Annotated in this window: 10 protein-coding genes; 3 read left to right on the top strand and 7 right to left on the bottom strand. The window is 69.2% G+C overall.

Translation table 11 applies throughout. The features are described from left to right. Positions 1-14: 14 nt before the first annotated feature. The 5 genes from DESTE_RS01390 to DESTE_RS01370 form a co-directional block, all read right to left on the bottom strand. Positions 15-1571, bottom strand: a complete 1557-nt coding sequence (locus tag DESTE_RS01390) for a sigma-54-dependent transcriptional regulator (protein WP_035064200.1) — start codon at positions 1569-1571, stop codon at positions 15-17. Beyond that, complete coding sequence (locus DESTE_RS01385) at positions 1568-3748, bottom strand: two-component system sensor histidine kinase NtrB (RefSeq protein ID WP_035064197.1); 2181 nt, start codon at positions 3746-3748, stop codon at positions 1568-1570. The genes DESTE_RS01390 and DESTE_RS01385 overlap by 4 nt, the downstream gene beginning before the upstream one ends. Before the next feature lie 437 nt (positions 3749-4185). Further along, positions 4186-7830 carry an AsmA family protein gene (locus tag DESTE_RS01380; RefSeq protein ID WP_035064195.1) on the bottom strand — a complete coding sequence of 1215 codons (3645 nt, stop codon included), beginning with the start codon at positions 7828-7830 and terminating at the stop codon, positions 4186-4188. Positions 7831-7922: 92 nt separating this feature from the next. After that, positions 7923-11201, bottom strand: coding sequence for an EAL domain-containing protein (locus DESTE_RS01375; RefSeq protein WP_035064192.1), 3279 nt, complete (start codon positions 11199-11201; stop codon positions 7923-7925). Further along, a complete protein-coding gene (locus tag DESTE_RS01370; protein WP_245590684.1) occupies positions 11198-12916 on the bottom strand; it encodes an ABC transporter substrate-binding protein in 1719 nt (572 codons plus the stop codon). Before DESTE_RS01370 ends, DESTE_RS01375 begins: the two co-directional genes overlap by 4 nt. Before the next feature lie 170 nt (positions 12917-13086). Here DESTE_RS01370 and DESTE_RS01365 point away from each other — a divergent pair, with 170 nt between their 5' ends. Then, complete coding sequence (locus DESTE_RS01365) at positions 13087-14055, top strand: D-2-hydroxyacid dehydrogenase (protein WP_035064188.1); 969 nt, start codon at positions 13087-13089, stop codon at positions 14053-14055. A 30-nt stretch (positions 14056-14085) separates the two neighbouring features. After that, positions 14086-16374: an EAL domain-containing protein gene (locus DESTE_RS01360; RefSeq protein ID WP_035064186.1), complete on the top strand. Its 2289-nt coding sequence runs from the start codon at positions 14086-14088 to the stop codon at positions 16372-16374. Positions 16375-16655: 281 nt separating this feature from the next. On the opposite strand, the gene thiC is transcribed toward DESTE_RS01360, so the two are convergent. Continuing rightward, the gene (gene thiC, locus DESTE_RS01355) at positions 16656-17945 is read right to left on the bottom strand and encodes a phosphomethylpyrimidine synthase ThiC (protein WP_035064183.1); all 1290 of its coding nucleotides are present in this window, start codon (positions 17943-17945) and stop codon (positions 16656-16658) included. Between the two features lie 221 nt (positions 17946-18166). Here thiC and DESTE_RS01350 point away from each other — a divergent pair, with 221 nt between their 5' ends. Beyond that, positions 18167-19168 (top strand): glycosyltransferase family protein, encoded by a 1002-nt coding sequence (locus DESTE_RS01350; protein ID WP_245590683.1) that lies wholly within the window; start codon positions 18167-18169, stop codon positions 19166-19168. A 100-nt stretch (positions 19169-19268) separates the two neighbouring features. On the opposite strand, the gene DESTE_RS01345 is transcribed toward DESTE_RS01350, so the two are convergent. Further along, positions 19269-19793 carry a hypothetical protein gene (locus tag DESTE_RS01345; RefSeq protein ID WP_035064182.1) on the bottom strand — a complete coding sequence of 175 codons (525 nt, stop codon included), beginning with the start codon at positions 19791-19793 and terminating at the stop codon, positions 19269-19271. Positions 19794-19805 lie beyond the last annotated feature (12 nt).

Here is a 19805-nt window from a genome sequence, read left to right as displayed (position 1 = left end):
GCCTCCCTGGCGGGCTACATGCCGCGCCGGATCAACCCGAACTTCTTCAGCTTGTATTGCAGGGTACGTCGACTGATGCCCAGCGCGTCGGCCGTGCGTTCCCGATGCCCTCCATGCACTTCCAGCGCGCGCAACAGGGCGTCGCGCTCCGCGTCGTCCAGCGAGCCGGGATACGCCCCCGGAACACCCCCGTAACCGCCGGACACAAGGCCGTCGCCTTCGCCGGGCCAACCCGCGTCGTCGCGCGGCATGGCGGAAGCGCTGTCCTGCCCCCACCCCCTGCCCTGGCGCTCGAAGGAGCGGTCAACCGGGCCCGACCTGTCGGACATGTCGGGGCGCTGGCGGTCCTGCTCCCTGCCCCAGCGGTCGGGGCGGTCCCAGCGGTCGGGGCGGTCGGGGCGGTCCGCCAGCACCTGCGAGGGCAGCGAATCCGGCCCCAGGGTATCCGAGCGGCTGAGAATCAGTGACCGTTCCAGCACGTTTTCCAGTTCGCGCACGTTGCCGGGCCAGGAATAACGCATCAGTGCTTCGAGAAATTCCGGGCTCACGCTGCGGATGCCCTTCTTGTTCTTGCGGCACAGCCGTTCCAGCAGTCGCCCCGCCAGCATGGGCAAGTCCTCCAGCCGGTCGCGCAGGGGGGGCGAAACCACCTCCAGCACGTTGAGCCGGAAAAAGAGATCCTCGCGGAATTCACCCGCCTCCACCGCGCGCTTGAGGTCGCGGTTGGTGGCGGCGATGATGCGCACGTCCACGGGCACGGGGCGTACCGCGCCCAGCGGTTCCACCACGCGTTCCTGCAAGGCGCGCAGCAGCTTGGACTGCAATTCCAGCGGCAGCTCGCCTATTTCGTCGAGGAACAGCGTGCCGCCGCGCGCCAGTTGGAAACGCCCCGGCTTGTCGCGCACGGCCCCGGTGAACGCGCCCTTCATGTACCCGAACAGCTCGCTTTCCAGCAGGTGGCCGGGCAGGGCCGCGCAGTTCACCTTCACCAGCGGCTGGTCGGCGCGGTTACTGGCATCGTGCAGCCCTTGGGCGATGAGTTCCTTGCCGGTGCCCGACTCGCCCATGACCAGGATGGTGGCCTCGCTGGGCCCTGCCTGGCGGATGAAATCACGCACCCGGCACATGGCCTGGCTGGTCCCCACGATGGGCGCGGTGGGATCGTCGTTGCTCAGGCGGCGGCGCAGGTTTTCGTTTTCCTCCATCAGCCTGCCGAAGTCCCAGGCCTTCTCCAGCACGGCCGTCAGTTCCTCGTTGTCGGCGGGCTTGGTCAGGTAATCGAAGGCGCCCTTCTTCATGGCCACCACGGCGGAGCCCACGGTGCCGAAGGCGGTCAGCATGACCACGGGCAGGCCGGGATACATTTCCTGGATGCGGGCCAATGTCTCCTGCCCGTCCATGCCGGGCATGCGCATGTCCAGCAGGACCACGTTCACGCGGTCCTGGGCCAGCTGTTCCAGGCCTTCTTCGCCGGAACCTGCCTCTTCCACGTTCCAGCCACTGTCCTCCATGACGGCACGGACCATCAGGCGGTGTCCGGGTTCGTCGTCGATGACCAGAAGTCGCTTCATCGTTTGTCCTCGGTTATGTCGATGACCGTATCCGTTGTGGGCTGGTCTGTCGTGGATTGTCTGGAATCGGCATGCCCGTGATCGGCATGCGCAGGGCCGCTCGCACTCCGGGCGTCGCCACCCGGCACGGGGCCGCCGTGGCCCTCGCCCCTGCCCCCACGGTTGGCCGCGGCCATGTCGAAGGCTGCCGCGCCGGGGCAACTGCCTGGCGGAATGTCCGCGCCGTGGTCCAGCGGGTCGCCGCCTCTGGGGCTGTCCGCATCGTCCATGGCGCCGACCGTGCCGACCGGCGCGCCGTGCCCATCCCCCGGAAAGAACAGCGCCACCGTGGTGCCGCGCCCCACCTCGGAATCTATCTGCGCGCGGCCCCCGTGGTCGCGCATGGTCTTGTGCACCAGCGCAAGGCCAAGGCCGGTGCCCTTCTTCTTGGTGGTGTAGAACGGCTCGAAGGCCTGTTCGCGCTGCTCGCGGCTCATGCCGGGCCCGGTGTCGCGCACGAACACCCACACGCCGCCATCGGAAGCCATGGACGAGATGTGAACCTCGCGCCCGTCGTCACCAACGGGCTGGGGGCACTGCGACAGCGCGTCCAGGCTGTTCAGGACCAGATTCAGCAGGGCCTGCTTCAACGCGTCCTCGTCGGCCATGACCAGGTCCGGCCCCAGGCTGGTGCGCATGCGCACCCCCAGCTTGCCCGCATCGAAACGCACCAGGCTTTCCAGTTCCGCGGCCAGTTGGCCCAGGCTGACCTCGCGCGGTTCGATGGCGCGCGGCCTTGCCAGGTACAGCAGGTCGGTGATGACCCGGTTCAGCCGGTCGGCCTCGCGCACCATGGTCTGGGCGTAGTTCTCGTCCGGCTGCTTGCCCGCCAGCTTCTTGGCGAAATACTGGGCAAAACCGCGCAGCGCCGAGAGCGGGTTGCGTATCTCGTGCGCCACCCCTGCGGCCAGGGTGCCCACGGCGGCCAGCTTTTCCGCCTCGCTCAGGCTCTTTTCCAACTCGCGGATCTGGGTGCGGTCGCGGATGATGACCAGACGATCGTGCTCCTCGTCGCTTTCGCGAATGGGCAGGGTCAGGATTTCCAGATGCGCGCCGTCCACGGTGCGGTTGGTCCAGCCGGGGGTTGCCCCACTGTCCGGACCCGCGATGCACCCGGCGATTTCCGGCGGCAACTCGGCCACGTCGGTGCCCGCCAGACTGCCGTCGCGGGCCTTCAGGATGTCATGGGCCGCCGGGTTGGCCGCGCGCACCACGTTGTCCTGGGTGATGGTCAGCAGGCCGTCGGGCAGGTTGTCCACCAGCCGGGCCTGGAAACGCTCCAGCACGGCGGCGCGGCCCGCCTGCTCGCGGCGCTTCAGGAAGCTCATGGTCAGCACCCAGATGAACACCGCCGCCGCCAGGATGTATGCCGCCTGAAACAATGCGTTCTGGCGAAAGCCCCGGTACACCGCGAGGTGCTTGGCCATATCCAGCCCCACCACCAGAAAGGTGGGCAACTGGTTGGGGTCGTCCGGGGCAAAGTCGCCCTGACTGAACGATCCGGATGAACTGGACGGGCCGGATGAACTGGACGGGCCGGATGAACCGGACGGGCCGGATGAACCGGACGGACCCAACGAACCGGGGACATGCGCCGTCCCCCCGTCGGCTCCGGCTTCGGGCCGGGCCTGCTCGCCGTCGTCCAGTTCCGGGTCGTGCATCAGGGCATGGCTGCGCGGCAGGATGCGCTTGCCGTACACGTAGGCGCTGAGTTTGCCGAAGGTGGCGCGGCCATGCCATTCGCCCTTCTGGGCCAGGTCCTGCAAGGCTTCGGGCGGAAAGACCAGCGTACCGCCCGCCTCTTGCGTGGGACGGGATGTCAGCACCCTCCCCCCCTGCCGGTCGATGATGCCCACGAACAGCACGTCGCCGCTCTGCTCCAGTTCGCGGAACAGTTCCGCCGTGCCGGGGCTGAACAGGCCGGGGCCGTTGGGCCTCATGAACAGCCCGCGCCGCAGCGATGTTTCCACCGCCTGCAACACCGACCGGGCGGTAAGGATGAGGTGCTGGGTGCCCGCCTCTTCCTGCCGGTTCAGGGTCTGCCCGGTGGAGACGATGAGCGAAAGTCCGATGGTCACCAGCGCCATCACCGCGATGATCAGGGTACTGCGCTCGGTGTTCTTGTCGGCGATATCCATGGAACGTCCTTGAAAAACCGTGGTGATGCACACGCCCGGCTGCACAAGAAGCCGGGCGTGAGGAACTGGCATGAAAACCTCGTGCCAACGTGTGCACAATGCAATTTCAAACAGTTACGAGAAATGCATTGCACAAGCAGCACAAATCCGCATCCATCTGTGCATAAAATTGCACACAACAAAAGAACGCGCAACCCCGGTTGCACGTGTGCAATGCGGAAGGGTGGGGAAAGCTTGCGGGGAGAACGCAGAAGAAGCGAAAGCAGAAGCAACACGCGGGAGACATGGGGAAAGCTGATCGCACGTCCGCCCCCGTGGAACTGCGATATCGGCGGGTTGCGCAACGGCGTCGGCTGGCGGTCCGGCGGCATCCGGCTGGCGGTTGCCCGCACGGGCATCACCCCCGGCACACGGCGCGCCAACTGGTATCTGCGGGCCTACTGCCCCGACTGTTGCTGCGACGGCTGCCCATTGGGTGTCGTGCCGTTGCCGCGCGCGGCGTCCTGCAGGCCTTCCAGCACCCGCAACGGCATGCCGATAATCCCGCCCAGCAGGTCGAACACGGTGCTGCCCAGATTCCCCAGGGTGCCGGTGACGATGCCGGTCTGGCGCACGCTGGTTTCCGGCTTGCGCAGGTCGCCATGGAAGCGGATGGGAAAGGTGGGCACCCGCACCAGCGAAACGTCCGTGGTGTAGTCGATGCGTTTCTTCGCAATGTCCACCCAGCCCCGGCCCTCCATGGTCAGCAGCAGGCTGTTCAGGGTGAAGTCCTCGTTGTGCAGCACCCCGGTGCGCATGTACCCGCTGGCCCGCGCCTCCGAAAACGGGGTCTTGGACTGTTCCGGCGTGCTCGACTTGCCGCGCGTGCTGTAGAAGCCGTCGCGCACCTCGAAGGCCCAGGTGCCGGAAAGGGCGGCGGGCATGTCCAGTTCGGTGCGCAGGGGGCCTTGCACGTCCAGCACCAGCAGGGCCTTGCCGCCCACGTAATCCTTGCCCGCGAAGCGCAGCCCCACCGGTTCCAGATCGAAGTCGCGCGCGTCCAGCACAAGGCGCGTGGCCAGCGCGTCTCCCGCCGTGGCGCGAATGCTGCCGCCCAGCGTGCCGCCATAGAAGCCGGAGGCGATGGGCCCCACCTCCAGTTGGCCGTCACGCAGCAGGATGGGCGCGGTAAAGCCATCGAAGCGCAGCTGTTTGAACGTGCCGCGCCCCACCGACACGCGCCCGTCGGCATCGAACGTGCGCAGCCAGGCGTAGTGCAGCGGCTCGTCGGAAGGCACGGGCTCCGGTTCGCCGGGGGCGGGATCCGGCGTGCGGGGGGCCAGATAGCGGTCCGCGTCGAAGTCGTCTGCGTGCAGGCTGAACCGCCACAGGGGGCGCTGGCCGGAAATGCGCGAGACGTTACCCGCTATCGGCTGGCCGTCCAGCACCAGCCGGGCGTCGGTCAGGTCGAAGGTGTTGCCGGACTGGCGGAAGCCCGCCGACAGTTCCGCCAAGCGCAATGCGGCGGCGTCCATCTTCCATGGCGCAAGGCCCAGCCCGCGCAGGGTGGCGCGCGGATCGGCGAAACGGGCGGTCAGACTGCCCGCCCAGGTGGCAACCTTGTTCATGCCGGTGGCGGTAAGGGCCAGACGGCCCCGCGCGCCGAGCGATTCCACGTCCAGTTGGTCGGAACTCAGGGAGCCCATGTCGAAATCGAAGCGGACCGGACCGGAGAAACGCGCCTCCACCGTGCGGTCAAGGTCGGTCAGCGCGGGCGGCAGCGAAAGGCGCAGAGTTGCGGGCAGTCGGTCGGCGGCCACGGGCAGGCCGGTGGCCGTGTCGAACAGCAACGGCCCGTTGGCCGTGGCTTCCCAGTCCGTGCCGGTGGGGGTGCGCATGGCCGCCCGCCAGGCCCCGGTCCACGGCAGGCGCGCCGGGGGATTGGGGGGCACCCTGCCGCCCGGGAACCCTTGCCCCACTGCCTCGCCCCGCAGGTCGAACCGGCTGAACGGCTGCCGTTCCAGCGCGCCATTGCGCCACACCAGCAGAAAACCGTCGTCGATGCGCGCGTCCAGCGTGCCCCGCATGGAGGCGGCCACGGCCCCCAGGCTGTGCCCCTGACCGCGCAGTGAGGCCTTGACCGCCAGCTTTCCGGCCGCGGATTCGCGCCCGCTGACGATGGCCGCCGGGCGCGCCAGGGCCACTTCGGCGGCGGTGAATTGCAGGCGGTAGTCGCCCACGATATCCAGCAGGGCCTTTGCCGTGCCGCCGTAGAACGAAGCGGCGGTGAATTCCAGCAGCGTGCCCTCGCGCGAAGGCGAGCAGCGGAAGGCCAGCCCGCCCACGTCGAACTTCCAGCCGCGCGCCTTTTCCGCCCGCACGCGGATGTCGTAGCCCACGTCCGGAATCTCGTCCGCAGTTGCCGCGGATTGCTGCCCATTTCTGGCGGAACCGTTGGCCTTGGCGGGGCTGGTGGGCGTGTCCGCAGCTTCCACGGCGGGCGGTCCGGCATGAACCAGCGGGTGCGGATCGGCCCCGGCCAGTTCGGGCATCACCTTGTTCACGTCGATGTCCGCCCCGGCCACGTCGATGGCGACGACCGGCGCGGCGAAATCGGCCACCCCGCCCGAGCCGCGCAGGGGCATGCCCAGTACCTCGGCGTGCAGCACGGGCACACGCAGCCCGTGCCGGTCCAGCGAAAATTCCAGGTGCCCGGAAAGGGCATCCAGCGCGTGCTGCAGGCCCACGGGCAGGTTGCGCGCAAAACCGAACCAGCGCGGCAGGCTGAGCCGCCGCACCTCTGCCGTGCCGTGCATCTCCGCGCCGCCGGTGCCCAGCCCGCGCAGGCTGGCGGTCACCTCCAGGGCGTCCTGCTCCAGTTGCAGGCGCGCGCCGGTGATGCGCGGGTCCGTGCCGCGCTGCGCGTCGAAGGGCACCACAAGTTCAAAGGGCACGGCTTGCCCGCCCAGCGGCAGGTGACCGCGCGCCCGTGCCGTGCCGTGCACCTCTGCGGGCAACAGCGCGGTCATGTCCGATGGGGCATGTTCCGACGCCGCGTGGGCAACAGCCGCCTCCACCCCCAGTGTACCGGTGACGCCCGGGGCCACATCATAGGTGCAGGACATGCGCAACACGCCCGCCCTGCCCCCTGCCCCCCGGCCCACGGCGCTGCCCTGCCCGGTGGGGGCGCCCTGTTCTGCCGGACGTTCCTGCCTGGCGGGGGGCTTCTGCCCTGCGCCCTCGCGGTGGGGCATCACGTCCAGCGCGCCCTGCAACAGGTCGCGCAGCGCCTTCCATCCGCCCCCCGGCGTGGTGAACGACACGTCCAGGTCACGCACCGTGGCGGGGCGTGCCTGCGGATCGGCGCGCCATTCCAGGTTGCCGTGCCGCAGCGCCGCCTCGGCCAGACGCCCCTTGCTGGCCACCAGGTCGACATCCAGCCCCCGGATCTGCATCTGCGCGCCGCTGGCCGTGTTGCGCCATTGCAGATCGGCGTCTTCGATGCGCAGCGTCGCAGTGCCGGTCAGCACCACTTGCGGGGTGAACCAGGATATGCCCGTCGAAGGGGGGGGAGATTCGATGCGCGGCCCGTCTTCCGGCAAACGGGATGCCTGGAGCGCGTCAGGTGAAGCGGGGGGAGAAACGGAGGCATCAGAGGAAAAAGATGGCACGCCGGACGGTGTGGCAGCCTTCCCGCCTAGACGTTCGAGCAGCCCGTCCCATCCGTTGCGGCCTTCACCATCGGCCAGCAGCACCAGTTGCGGGCGGGCCACTTCCACGCCGCGCACTTCCACCCGACCGGAGAACAGGGCCGCAAGTCGCAGGTTGAAGCGCGCCTCGGCCACTCGCAGCAACGGCTCCTGCCCGGCAAAGGGGGCGGCCTGGTCCATGACCACGTCGCGGGCCACCACCGTGGGGTCGGGGTCGAAGATCACCCGCACCCCGCCCTGCACCCGGCTGGCGTGCCCGGTGAGCGCGGTAAGCGATTCACCCAGTTGCCGTGCCGCAGCCTCGGAATCGACCAGCTGGCGCAAGGCCGCGTAGCCGCCGCCGACGGCAAGCAGCACAAGACACAGGATGATCGGCAGGGGACGCAAGCGCATGAGGGTTCCGGTTCGACGAAGTGAAGCACGCATGAGGCGACACGCGCCCCGCCCCCGTTCCCGGGCGGCGCGGGCAAGTGCGGCGTGTCATGCTATACCGAACCCCCCGCGAAAACACCACCCCCGGCGGACGGAAACGGCGCCGCGCCCAGCATGGCGGCAAGATCGCCCGCCGAAACCGGCGGCGCGTACAGAAAGCCCTGGGCGTACCGGCACCCCAGTGAAACCAGTATTTCCGCCTGGGTGGGCGTTTCCACCCCTTCGGCCACGATCTCCAGCCCCAGGTGCAGCCCAAGCGAAACGATGGAACGCACGATGGCCTGCCCGTCGCGGTCGTGCTCCAGCCCGGCCACAAAGCTGCGGTCGATCTTGATGGAGTCCACCGGCAGCCGCTTCAGGTAGCCCAGCGAGGAATATCCGGTGCCGAAGTCGTCCAGGCACAGCCGGATGCCCAGGTCGCGCAGTTGGGCCATGACCGTGATGGCCTGGCTGCCGTGGCGCATCAGCACGCTTTCGGTCACCTCGAAGCGCAGCGCGCGCGGGTCGGTGCCGGTGCGGTCCAGCAGCATCTCCACGGCGTGGGGCAGGCCGGGCTGCATGAACTGGCGCCCGGAAATGTTCACGTGCACCACCCCCGGCGGCGGCAGGCCGGCATCGTTCCAGCGGCGCAGTTGCATGCACACCTCTTCCAGCGCAAAGGCCCCGATGGAGGTGATCAGCCCGGTATCCTCGGCCACGGGCACGAATTCGGCGGGCGAAATGTCGCCCCCCTCGGTGCGCGTCCAGCGCAGCAGCGCCTCCACCCCGTGCAGGCCACCGTCTTCCAGCGCCACCACGGGCTGGTAGTGCAAGCGCATCTCCTGCCGTTCCACGGCGCGGCGCAGATCCGTCTCTATGGTCAGCAGTCGCAACGCCTCTTCGCGCATGCGCTTGTTGAACACCTTGAAGCGCGACTGCCCCTGCTCTTTCGCGCGGTACATGGCGGTGTCCGCGTCGCGCACCAGTTCTTCGGGCGTGGTGTACTGGTCGGTGCGCAGCACGATGCCGATGCTGGCCGTGGTGAACACCTCGTGCGGGCCGATGCGCACCGGCTCCGCCAGGTGCGCCCGGATGCGCCGGGCCACGCGCACCGCCGTGCCGCGGGTGGGGGTTTCCTCCAGCAGCACGCCGAACTCGTCGCCGCCGAAGCGGGCCACGGTATCCACGTCGCGCACGCATTCGCGCAGCTTGGCGGCCACCACCTTCAATAGGGCGTCGCCCACGTCGTGGCCCAGGCTGTCGTTGATGACCTTGAACCGGTCAAGGTCCAGGTACAGCATGGCAAAGGTGTAATTGCGGCGGCGGGCGGCGCGCTTCAGGGCCATTTGCAGCCGGTCGTGGAACAGCACCCGGTTGGGCAGCCCGGTGAGCGGGTCGTGGAAAGCCTGGTGTTCCAGCCGTTCGCGGTTTTCGTGGCCCATGGTGACGTCTTCGAGAAAGCCTTCGTAGTACATGGTGGCCCCGTCGGCCCCCGGCACCCGCCGGGCGTTGACCGACAGCCAGATGAGCTCGCCCCCCTTGCGCCGCCCCCGGAATTCGAAGGCGTTGACCTGTCCGTGCTCCTCCATGCGGGCCACGAACTCGTCGCGCCGGACCGGGTCCACATAAACCCCTTCGCCGATGGATTCCACGCCCTCCAGCAGATCCTGCACCCCTTCATAGCCCAGAATGCGGGCCATGGCCGGGTTGACGCTCAGAAAACGCCCTTCCGGCGTGCTCTGGAAGATGCCTTCCAGGGCATGTTCGAAAATGCCCCGGAAACGCGCCTCGGCCCGGCGCAGGGCCTGCTCAACGGTGCGGCGCTCGGCGTTTTCCAGCATCAGTTGGGCGTTGGCGCGGCTCAGTTCGCGGGTGCGCTCGCGCACCTTGCGCTCCAGCATGCCGTGGGCACGGTGCAGGGCGTCCTGCGCGCGGCGGCGCTCGGTCACGTCGCGCACCAGACAGATGCCGTAGGTAGTGCCCATCACCTGCCGCCGCACCAGCGAAAGTTCCACCCAGCATGGGGTGCCGTCGCGCCGCACGGCGGCCACCTCTCCCGATCGCAGGGCCATGCCCGTTCCCGACGGGCCTGATGATTTAGATGATTCTGATGGACCTGGTGAACCTGACGAGTCTGATGTTCCTGATTGGCCCGAGTCCAGGCCGGTGGCGTACACCGCTGACGGGCCGGGCAGAGTGCAGGACACGCCGGGCATGGGCTGTCCAGGCACGTCGGCCCCGTCCAGAAAGGCCAGCAGCGCCGCGTTGTCCTGCACCACGGCCTCGGGCAGGATGTCCTCGCCTTCTTCCGTCTCGAAAGCGAATTCGTGGATGCCGTCCCCCGGCACTGGCGGCACCGGCACGGCGGACGCCACGAAGCCGAACACCTCTCGCACCGGCCTGCCGTCGGGGTCCGCATTCAGGCCGAACATCTCGCACAGTGCCGCGTTGCTGCGCAGCACCATGCCCTGCGGATCGGTGACCAGCAGGCCGTCGGCCATGCCCGCCACGATGGTGGAAAGCTGCTCCAGCGCGCCGCCCAGTTCCGCCGTGGCCTGGCGCACGGAATCCTCCAGTCCTTCCACCAGCCCGGCCAGGTCGCGCGACATGGTGTCCATGGCGCGGGAAAGATCGCCGATCTCGTCGTCGCCCTTCATGGCGGGCAGGTCTGGCGGGGCCGAAAAATCGTGCGCGGCCACCCGGCGGGCCTGGTCGGTCAGGCGCATGAGCGGCCGTGAGATGGAATGCAGCAGCACCCACGCCCCCACAGTGCACGCGACGAAGAAGGCCAGCCCCAGCCCCTGCTGGCGCAGGATGGCGCCGTCGATGTATTCGCTGATGCGCCCCCGGTCCATGCCGATGTGCACGAAGCCCCCCACGCCGGAAAAGACCGGCATGGTCACGTGCATCACCTCGCGGCCTCCCCCATGCCCGCCGCCCGCCGGGCCATCCGGGGTGGGGGGCAGATGCAGCCGGTCGCGCAGCACGGTGACCTCGTTCATGCGCGCGCCCGCCAGCGAGGCCACCAGTTCGCGCACCGGTTCCGGCACCACGGGCACGAAGGTGTGGGCCACGGTTTCGCCCCGGCCATCAACCACCAGCACGTAGGACACCCCGTCGATGCCCAGAAACTGGTCGATGCGCGACTGCACGGTGGTCACGTCGCGCCCGATCAGGCTTTCCAGGTCCGCCCCGGCGATGGCGCGGGCGATGGCCAGGGCCTTGCTTTCGTATTCGCGGGTCAGCAGGGTGTGCAGGGTCCAGCCGGAATAGATGGACGTGACGGCGGCATACACCCCAAACAGCACGATGAGCCCCCGCAGGGTGCGCCCGAACAGACGCGAACGCCTCATCGCCGCCACTCCGAAAAATCGCGCAGGTCCACCGGCACGCCGCCGCGCACGGTGGTGAAGCGCACCAGCCCCAGCCCCTGTTCGGCGGGGGTGTAGCGGTACGGCAGGCCGACGCCCAGGTCGTGCCCGTCAAGCCCGGCCAGCGCCGCCCGCAGTCCGGCTGGCGAGGGATGCGGCCCCATGCGTTCCAGCGCCAGCACCAGCAGTCGTGCGGCCAGATATCCCTCGAAGCTCACGTCGCCGGGATGCGGCGCCATCCCCGCTTGCCCTCCGCCCGAAACCGACGGCGGGGCAGCCTCGTCGCCGGGAACGGCCACCACATCTGGCACATCGGGGGCCTCCGCCATCTCCGCGAAATCACGGCGGTAGTCCCTGGCGGCGGGCAGGTTTCCGGTCCATGCGGGCACCACCTCCGTCAGCACGAGATCGCGCGTGTAGTCGCGCTGCGCGGTGCGGCCCATGGCGGCGAGCAGCTCCAGCAGGTGGGCGCTGTCCACGAACGAGGGCATGGCCACGGGGATGGCGGGCTTGCGGGAAAACGGCGGGGATGGCGGGCTTGCGCCCTGGCCTGTGCCCTGGCTTGCCCCGTGGCTTGCCTGCCAGCTTGCGCCCTGCGTGGACAGAAGGTCGCGCAGGTCACGGATGAAGGCCGCGCACGCGGCGTCGGTGCCCACGCAGACCACGGCGTCGGGCATGCCTTGCAGGATCAGCTCCGCCTGTTGGGTGAAGCCGGCGTCGCTTCCCGCGCCGCGCGGATAAGAGGCCTCTGCCGCCAGGGACAGACGGCGGCGGGCCAGCGCGTCGCGCAGGTCGGCCCAGCCCTCGCGGCCATAGGCATCGGCCTGGTAGAACACGGCGATGCGAGAGCACCCGGCTCCGTACAGGCGGTCCACCAGTTCGGAGAATTCGGCGTCGTACGAGGCGCGCAGGCGGAACACCAGCCCCTCGTGACGCGGCAAGGACAGGGGGCGCGCCCCGGTGAAGGGAAACAGCAACGGCACCGTGCGTTCCGGATGGCCGCCCAGCAGGGGCAGCACTCGCGTGACCGTGGGCGTGCCCACCAGACCGAACAGCGCGAAAACGCGCTTTTCCTCGATGAGCCGGATGACGTTCCACACGGTGCGTTCCGGGTCGTAACCATCGTCCATGGCCACGATTTCCACCTGCCTGCCGTGCACCCCGCCCGCCGCGTTGACCCGTGCCAGGCAACTGGCCGCGCCGCGATGGAATTCACGCCCCAGCGACGCGCCGGGACCGCTGAAGGGGGCGGACATGCCAAGGCGCACCGGTTCACCGGGGGCCAGTTCGTCCTCTGTTGGCGTGCCCTCCGCAAACCCGGCCTGATCGGGACGGGGGGACGCGACGGACGCCCCCACGGGGGCGGAAGGGGCCGCGCCGGTGAGGGCCGCGCCTGCGGCGTGGGAATTCTGGGCCCATAGAAGCCCGGTGGGAAATCCCGAGGGATGGATGGCGGCAGCGTTGGCGGCTGCCGTGGCATGTGCGGATTCAGAAGAATGTGCGGGGCTGGCGGAACGGATGAAAGGCGTGAACGGATTGCCTGCCGGACTGCCAGACAGGTTGCCAGACTGGTCGGCGGCGACTTGCCCCGCTCCCCGCCCTGTGTCCTGCGCCGCCCGGGCGCCCGGATCCGGCCACACGGCCAACAGCAGAAGAGCCGTGCAGACCACGGCCACCCAGAACTGCTGACAGGTCATCCCGGCTTGCGCCTTGCACATGGTCCCCGGTCCCGTATGCGGCTGATACCCCCGGATGCGGCGCCGGGCTTTACCCCGGCTGCGGACTCACGTAGGATTCCGAAGGTTACGTTTCGGTTTACTGGACACAACGCCCCGTGGCAACAGAAAAACCTTTTCGGAGTACTGCCATGCGTATCGTCGTACTGGACGGCTACACCCTGAACCCCGGCGACAACCCGTGGGACGCCGTTGCCGCGCTCGGCGAACTGACCGTGTACGACCGCACCCCGCGCGAGGCCATCCGGGAACGTGCGGCGGGCGCGCACATGGTGCTGACCAACAAGACCCAGCTGGATGCCGACACCATCGCGGCACTGCCCGACCTGGCCTACATCGGGGTGCTGGCCACGGGGTACGACGTGGTGGACGTCCGCGCCGCCGCCGCGCGCTCCATCCCGGTCTGCAACGTGCCCGGCTACGGCACCGACGCCGTGGCCCAGCACGTGTTCGCCTTTCTGCTGGAACTGTGCCGCCGCATTGCCCGGCACGACGCCAGCGTGAAGGTGGGAAACTGGAGCGCCAACAAGGACTGGTGCTTCTGGGAAACCACCCAGATCGAACTGACCGGCAAGACCATGGGCATCGTGGGCTTCGGCAACATGGGCAAGCGCGTGGGGCAGATCGCCAACGCCTTCGGCATGAAGGTGCTGGCCTATTCGCCCAACACCCGCACCATGCCGGGGTACGAGCCGTTCGCCTACGTATCTCTTGACGAACTTTTCGCCCGGTCCGACGTGGTCACCCTGCACTGCCCGCTCACCGACGCCACGCGCGGCATGGTCAACCGGGTGCGCCTGGCCTCCATGAAGCAGGGGGCCATCCTCATCAACACCGCGCGCGGCCCCCTGCTGGACGAGGCCGCCGTGGCTGCCGCCCTCAACGACAACCATCTGGGCGGCCTTGGCGTGGACGTGGTGGCGGTGGAACCCATCCGTCCGGACAACCCGCTGCTGACGGCCAAGAACTGCCTGATCACCCCGCACCTGGCCTGGGCCACCCTGACCGCGCGCCAGACCCTGATGCGCGTCACGGCGGACAACATCCGCGCCTTCCTGGCCGGTGCGCCCGCCAACGTGGTGAATGCGCCCAAGGCGTAACGCGGGCCGCCGCACCACCCGGGAGGCAGCATGAAGGCGGGCGCCGCCGAAGAAACCGCTTCCCCGCCCGCGGACGGGGAGCGGACCATGGGGGACGAGGCCGCCGACAACGCGGCCAGCCGTGCCGCGCCGTGGTGGCGACCACTGACGGCGGCCTTTGCCGACGTGACCGAGCGCGTGGCCGACCTGCCCGTGGTCATCGCGGTGCAGCGCGCCCTGGCCCTGGTGCTGCCGCTGGTCACGGTGGGCGCCTTTGCGCTGATGATGCGCCACACGCCCTTCCCCTTGCTGCGCCGGGCACTGGACGCGCTGTTTGGCCCCGCGTGGATCACCATGGGCGACGCCCTGATTTCCGGCACCTTCGGCGTCGCCTCGCTGGCGGTGCTGTGCGCCTTCAGCGGCACCATGGCCATGGTCTACAACCAGCGGCGCGGCGGGCAGTTCGTCAGCCCGGTCATGTCCGCCATCGTCGTGCTGGCCTGCTTCTTCGTGGTCACCAACCCGGCCAACGACATGCCCTGGCGCGACATGTTCTCCATGGACCGGGGCCTGCTTCTGGCGTTCATCGTTTCCGTCGGCGGATCGGGGCTGTTCCTGCGCCTGTCGGACGTGAAGCGCCTGCAACTGCCGCTGGAGGCCGTGGGCCACGACCCGGTGGTGCGCGACATCCTGACCGTCATGCCCGCGGGCATGCTGACCATCGTCATCTTCGGCCTGCTGCGCGTGGGGCTGGTGGAAGGCGGCATCCCCGACCTGCATGCGGCCTTGCGCGCCGCCATGACCCGGCCCTTTCTGGAGGGTGGCAACACCCTGGGGCTCGGCCTGCTGTACACGGGTCTGTCGCAGGTGCTGTGGTTCTTCGGGGCGCATGGCCCCAACCTGCTGTTTCCCATAGAAGACGCCATCTTCGCCCCCGCCGGGCTGGCCAATGCCACGGCGCTGGCGGCGGGGCAGGCGCCGCCGTTCGTGCTGACCAAGACCTTTTTCGACGTGTTCACGCGCATGGGTGGGTCGGGGAGCACCCTGTGCCTCATCGCCGCCATCCTGTACGCCAGCCGCGACAGCGGCACCCGCAGGCTGGCCCTGGTGGCCCTGCTGCCCGCGCTGTGCAACGTCAACGAACCGCTGTTGTTCGGCCTGCCCATGGTCATGAACCCGGTGTACCTGATCCCCTTCCTGCTGGTGCCGCTGGCGCAGACCACCGCCGCCCATGCGGCCACCCTGCTGCATCTGGTGCCGTACACCCTGCCCGACGTGGTCTGGACCACCCCGCCCCTGCTCAACGGGTACGCGGCCACGGGTTCCGTGGCGGGGTCACTGATGCAGGCCGTCAACCTGGGCCTCGGCATGGCCTTGTACCTGCCCTTCGTGCGGGCAACCGACGCCCTGCGCGAACGGCACGGCAGGCACATCCTGGCGGAACTGCTGCGCACCGCCAACAGCAGCGAGGTGGGGCCGGGCGGACGCAAGTGCATCGGCCGCCCCGGCGAAGAAGGGCGTCTTGCCGCCTCGCTGGCCAACGATCTGTCCGCCGCCATGGGCCGCAACGGCGAAGTGTTTCTGGAGTACCAGCCCCAGATCGGGGTGGATGGCCGCCCGCACGGGGCCGAGGCGCTGCTGCGCTGGCGCCACCCCGCTTACGGACGCATCGCGCCGCCCATCACCGTGGCCCTGGCGGAAGACACCGGCATCATCGACCGGCTGGGCATGTTCGTGCTGCACCGCGCCTGTGCCCGCCGCGTGGCGTGGGCGGGGCAGGTGCCCGACGGCTTCGTCATGTCGGTCAACGTGGCGCCGCGCCAGTTGCTGAACCCGCGCTTCGATCGTGACGTGCTGGACGTGCTGGCACGCACCGGCCTTGCCCCGCACCTGCTGGAACTGGAACTGACCGAATCCACCGTGCTGCTGCCCGACACGCGCACCGTCAAGGCCCTGCGCCGCCTGCGCGCGGCCGGGGTGCGCGTGGCCATCGACGACTTCGGCATGGGGCACGCATCGCTGCGCTACCTGCGCGATTTTCCCGTGGACACGGTCAAGATCGACCGCTCGCTCACCGAGGCCAGCCACGGGGACATCAACGAACACATCGTGCGCAGCATCGTGGAACTGGCCCGCAGCCTGGACATCACCACCGTAGTGGAAGGGGTGGAACGACGGGAACAGTTCGAGCGTTTCGTCGCTCTGGGGTGCCAGGTCTTTCAGGGGTATCTGTTCAGCCGCCCGGTGAGTGCCGCCCAATGCCTGGAAGTGGTGGCCGGATGGGACGGCATCGCGGCTGCGCCGGAGCGGGCCGCCCCAGACCGCGAGACGGGGGCCTAGCCTGTAGCGCGGGGACATCCGCGCTACGGCGTGGCAAGTGCGGGATGGCCCGGCCACCGCACGTGGGCCGGGCTCCCTGCCCCGCCTCGCCCTTGTCCTTTCCCTGTCTCTTTCCCTGTCCGTTCCCCCTGCCGTTCCGGCCCGCCGGATGCCCTGCCGCCCCACCGGCAAAAGAAAACGGGAAGGATGTCGGCATCCCTCCCGTTTCCGGATTCCATCCGCCGCCCGGCCCTTCCTTCGGGACCTGGCCCGATTTGGCAAGGCGGCCTGGGCGCGCGCTGCTACAGCGTGCCCTGCGGGTCGTCGCGCAGCATCTTCACGGCGCAGAACTTGCCGCACATGGCGCATTCCTCTTCATTGCGGTGCTCGCCACGGCGGGCATCCACCATTTCCGGGTCCAGCGCGCAGCGCTTCATGCCGTCCCAGTCAAGGGCCATGCGGGCCTGCGACATGCCCGCCTCGCGCTCCAGCGCGTGGCGGCGGCCAAGGGCCACCTCGCCAGCCTGCGCGGCGATGCGCGAGGCCATCACCCCGGCCTTCACGTCCTCGATGGTGGGCAGGGTAAGGTGCTCGGCGGGGGTGAGGTAGCACAAAAAGTCCACCCCGGCACGCACGCCGATGGCCCCGCCGATGGCCCCGGCGATGTGGTCGTACCCCGGCGAACTGTCGATGGTCAGGGGGCCCAGCACGTACAGCGGGGCGTTGTTGGTCAGCTTCTTGATGCCGACGATCTGCGCCTCCACCTCGTGCATGGGCACGTGGCCGGGGCCCTCGATCATGCACTGCACGCCTTCGGCCAGACCCGCCTTGGCCAGGCGACCCAGCATCATCACCTCGTCCCACTGGGCGGCGTCGCCCGCGTCGGCCCCTGCGCCGGGGCGCAGGCCGTCGCCCAGCGACAGGGTGACGTTGTGCCTGCGGGCGATCTCAAGGATGCGGTCATACTGTTCCAGCAGGGGGTTTTCCTTGCCGTTCTTGCGCATCCAGCGGGCCAGGATGGAGCCCCCGCGCGAGACGATGCCCAGCACGCGCCCGCCCTCGGTGGCCCATTCGGCGCCGCGCCGGGTCAGGCCGCAGTGCACGGTCATGAAGTCCACGCCCTGCTCCGCCTGCATCTCGATTTCGGCGAACAGTTCTTCCGGGTCCATCCCCGCAGGATCCTTGCCCTTGTCCAGATACTTCTGGGCCACGGAATACAGCGGCACGGTGCCCAGCGGCAACGGGCAGGCGGCCAGCATGCCCTTGCGGATGGCCAGCAGATCGCCCGCGATGGAAAGGTCCATCACGGTGTCGGCCCCGGCGGCCAGGGCGGCGGCCAGCTTTTCTATTTCACGTTCGGGATTGTTGCACAGGGGAGAGGTGCCGATGTTGGCGTTGACCTTCACGCGGGAAGGCTGGCCGACAAGCAGCGGGCGCAACGAAGGGTGCGACGGATTGCCCAGCAGCACCATGGTGCCGCCTTCGATGCCGTCGCGAATGGTCTGGGGCGCAAGGCCCTCGTCCGCGGCCAGGGCCGCCAGATGAGTGTCGAGAACGCCCGCGAGCGCGGTGTTCCTGGTAAGAATGGACATGGGTGGTCCCCGCTGCTGACTCAACGGGAAGGGGCCGGTGACGCCGACAACACGACGTACCAGCACTATCCGTTCGCACGGCGGCTGGCAAGGGGGAAAGGGCGCGGTTGGCAAGGTCGCCGCCATGACGGACCGCACGCCGCGTCGTTACCGATCGGGCTTGCGCCATTGCCCATCAGGCGTGCGTTGCGCCCGTCGCTCCGGCACGGTATACCCCGGCCATGACTGGCGAACACGAAAACCGCATGCCCCGGCTGTTCTGGATCGGCAGCCCGTTCTTTGCGCAGGCCCTGCGCGACCAGGGCTGGCAGGTGCACGCCATGGACTTTCAGCAGGTGGCGGTGTTCGGCTGGGAAGACATCGTGCGCGAGGCTGGCTGGGAGCCGGACGTGGTGGTGGTGGCGGACAAGAGCCGCCCGCCCTTCGTGCTGGGCATGGAATCGTTCCCCTGCCTGACGGTGTTCTACTGCGTGGATTCGCACATCCACAGCTGGTACCCGCTGTACGTCCAGGCCTTTGACGTGTGCCTGATGAGCCTGCGCGACCACATTCCGCTGGTGGCCGGGCGACGCCTGCCCGACGAGCGCATCTGGTGGGCGCCCGCCTTCGCCAAGGACGCGGACCAGCCCCGCCCCCCCGCGCCGGAATGGGACCTGCTGTTCGTGGGCACCGTGGACGCGGCCCGCACCCCGGCGCGTCACGCCTTCCTGCAACGGCTGGCGCAGCGCCTGCCCGGCCTGCACGTGACCAGGGGCGATTACCGGGCGCTGTACCCGCGCGGACGCCTGCTGCTGAACTACTGCGAGCACGGCGACCTGAACTTCCGGGTGTTCGAGGCCCTGGGCTGCGGCGGCTGCCTGGTCACGCCGCGCATCGGCCATGGCCTTGCCGACCTGTTCGAGGACGGGCGCGACCTGCTGCTGTACGAACCGGACGACATCGACAGCCTGCTGGATGTTGTCCAGCCCGCGCTGGCCGATCCGGAACGGTGCGCGCGCATTGCCGCCAGCGGGCAGGCCAGGGTGGACGCCGCCCACCGGGCACGCCACCGGGCACGCGACTTCACCCAACGGCTGCGCGGACTGCCGCAGGGCATCGTGGCAGAGCGATGCGCCCAGGCCGACGACATTCGCCGCACCCACCTGCGCCTGATCTACCTGCTGCTGGCCGAGCAGATGCCTTCTCCCCTGCTGCGCAAGGCGTACCTGGCCGCAGCGCGCTGAACGCGAAAACGCCCGGCAGCCTGTGCGCGTGCCGGGCGTATGCCATCCTGCAAGATTCGAAATGCGTGATGCGCCGGAGCACCGGTTACGGTGGACGCCCTCAGGCCGTGCCCTCACCGCCTTCGGTGGTGGCGGCCCCGGCTTCCGGCGCAGCGGCCACCCGGGCCTGACGCTTGTGCTCGTCGCGCTCCGCGCGCAGCACGTCGGGGGCGATGAAGCCCAGCAGGGCCAGTATCTCCTCCGTCGGCAGGGGGTTGCCGGTGTTACGGCGGTAGACTTCGGCCTTGGCCACCTGGTCGGCGTTCACCAGCCCCTTGCGCACCAGGCGTTCGGGCAGGCTTTCGCGCTGTTCGGTGGCGGACTGCACGGCGGCCTCGCGCAATTGTCGGGCACGGTCGGCCTCGTGCTCGGCATGGGTGTGCAGGCGTCCGCGCATGGACGCCACGCTGGCCTGAAGGGTGCCGCAGTCTTCGGTCAGATTGGCCAGACGCATTTCCATGAGCTGGATATCACGCTCAAGGGCTGCCTCGACCGCGCGCGCGGCACCGCCGCCACCGCCGCCCAGCCTGGTGTACAGCAGCACCCCCGCCACGCAGCAGGCCAGCAGTATGTTGACGAAGTCCATGCGCCATCCGCC

The sequence above is a fragment of the Nitratidesulfovibrio termitidis HI1 genome (genome assembly GCF_000504305.1).
GTDB classification, from domain to species: Bacteria; Desulfobacterota; Desulfovibrionia; order Desulfovibrionales; family Desulfovibrionaceae; genus Cupidesulfovibrio; species Cupidesulfovibrio termitidis.
Note: the sequence above shows the minus strand (reverse complement) of the source record. Positions and strands in the feature narration are given on the sequence as shown.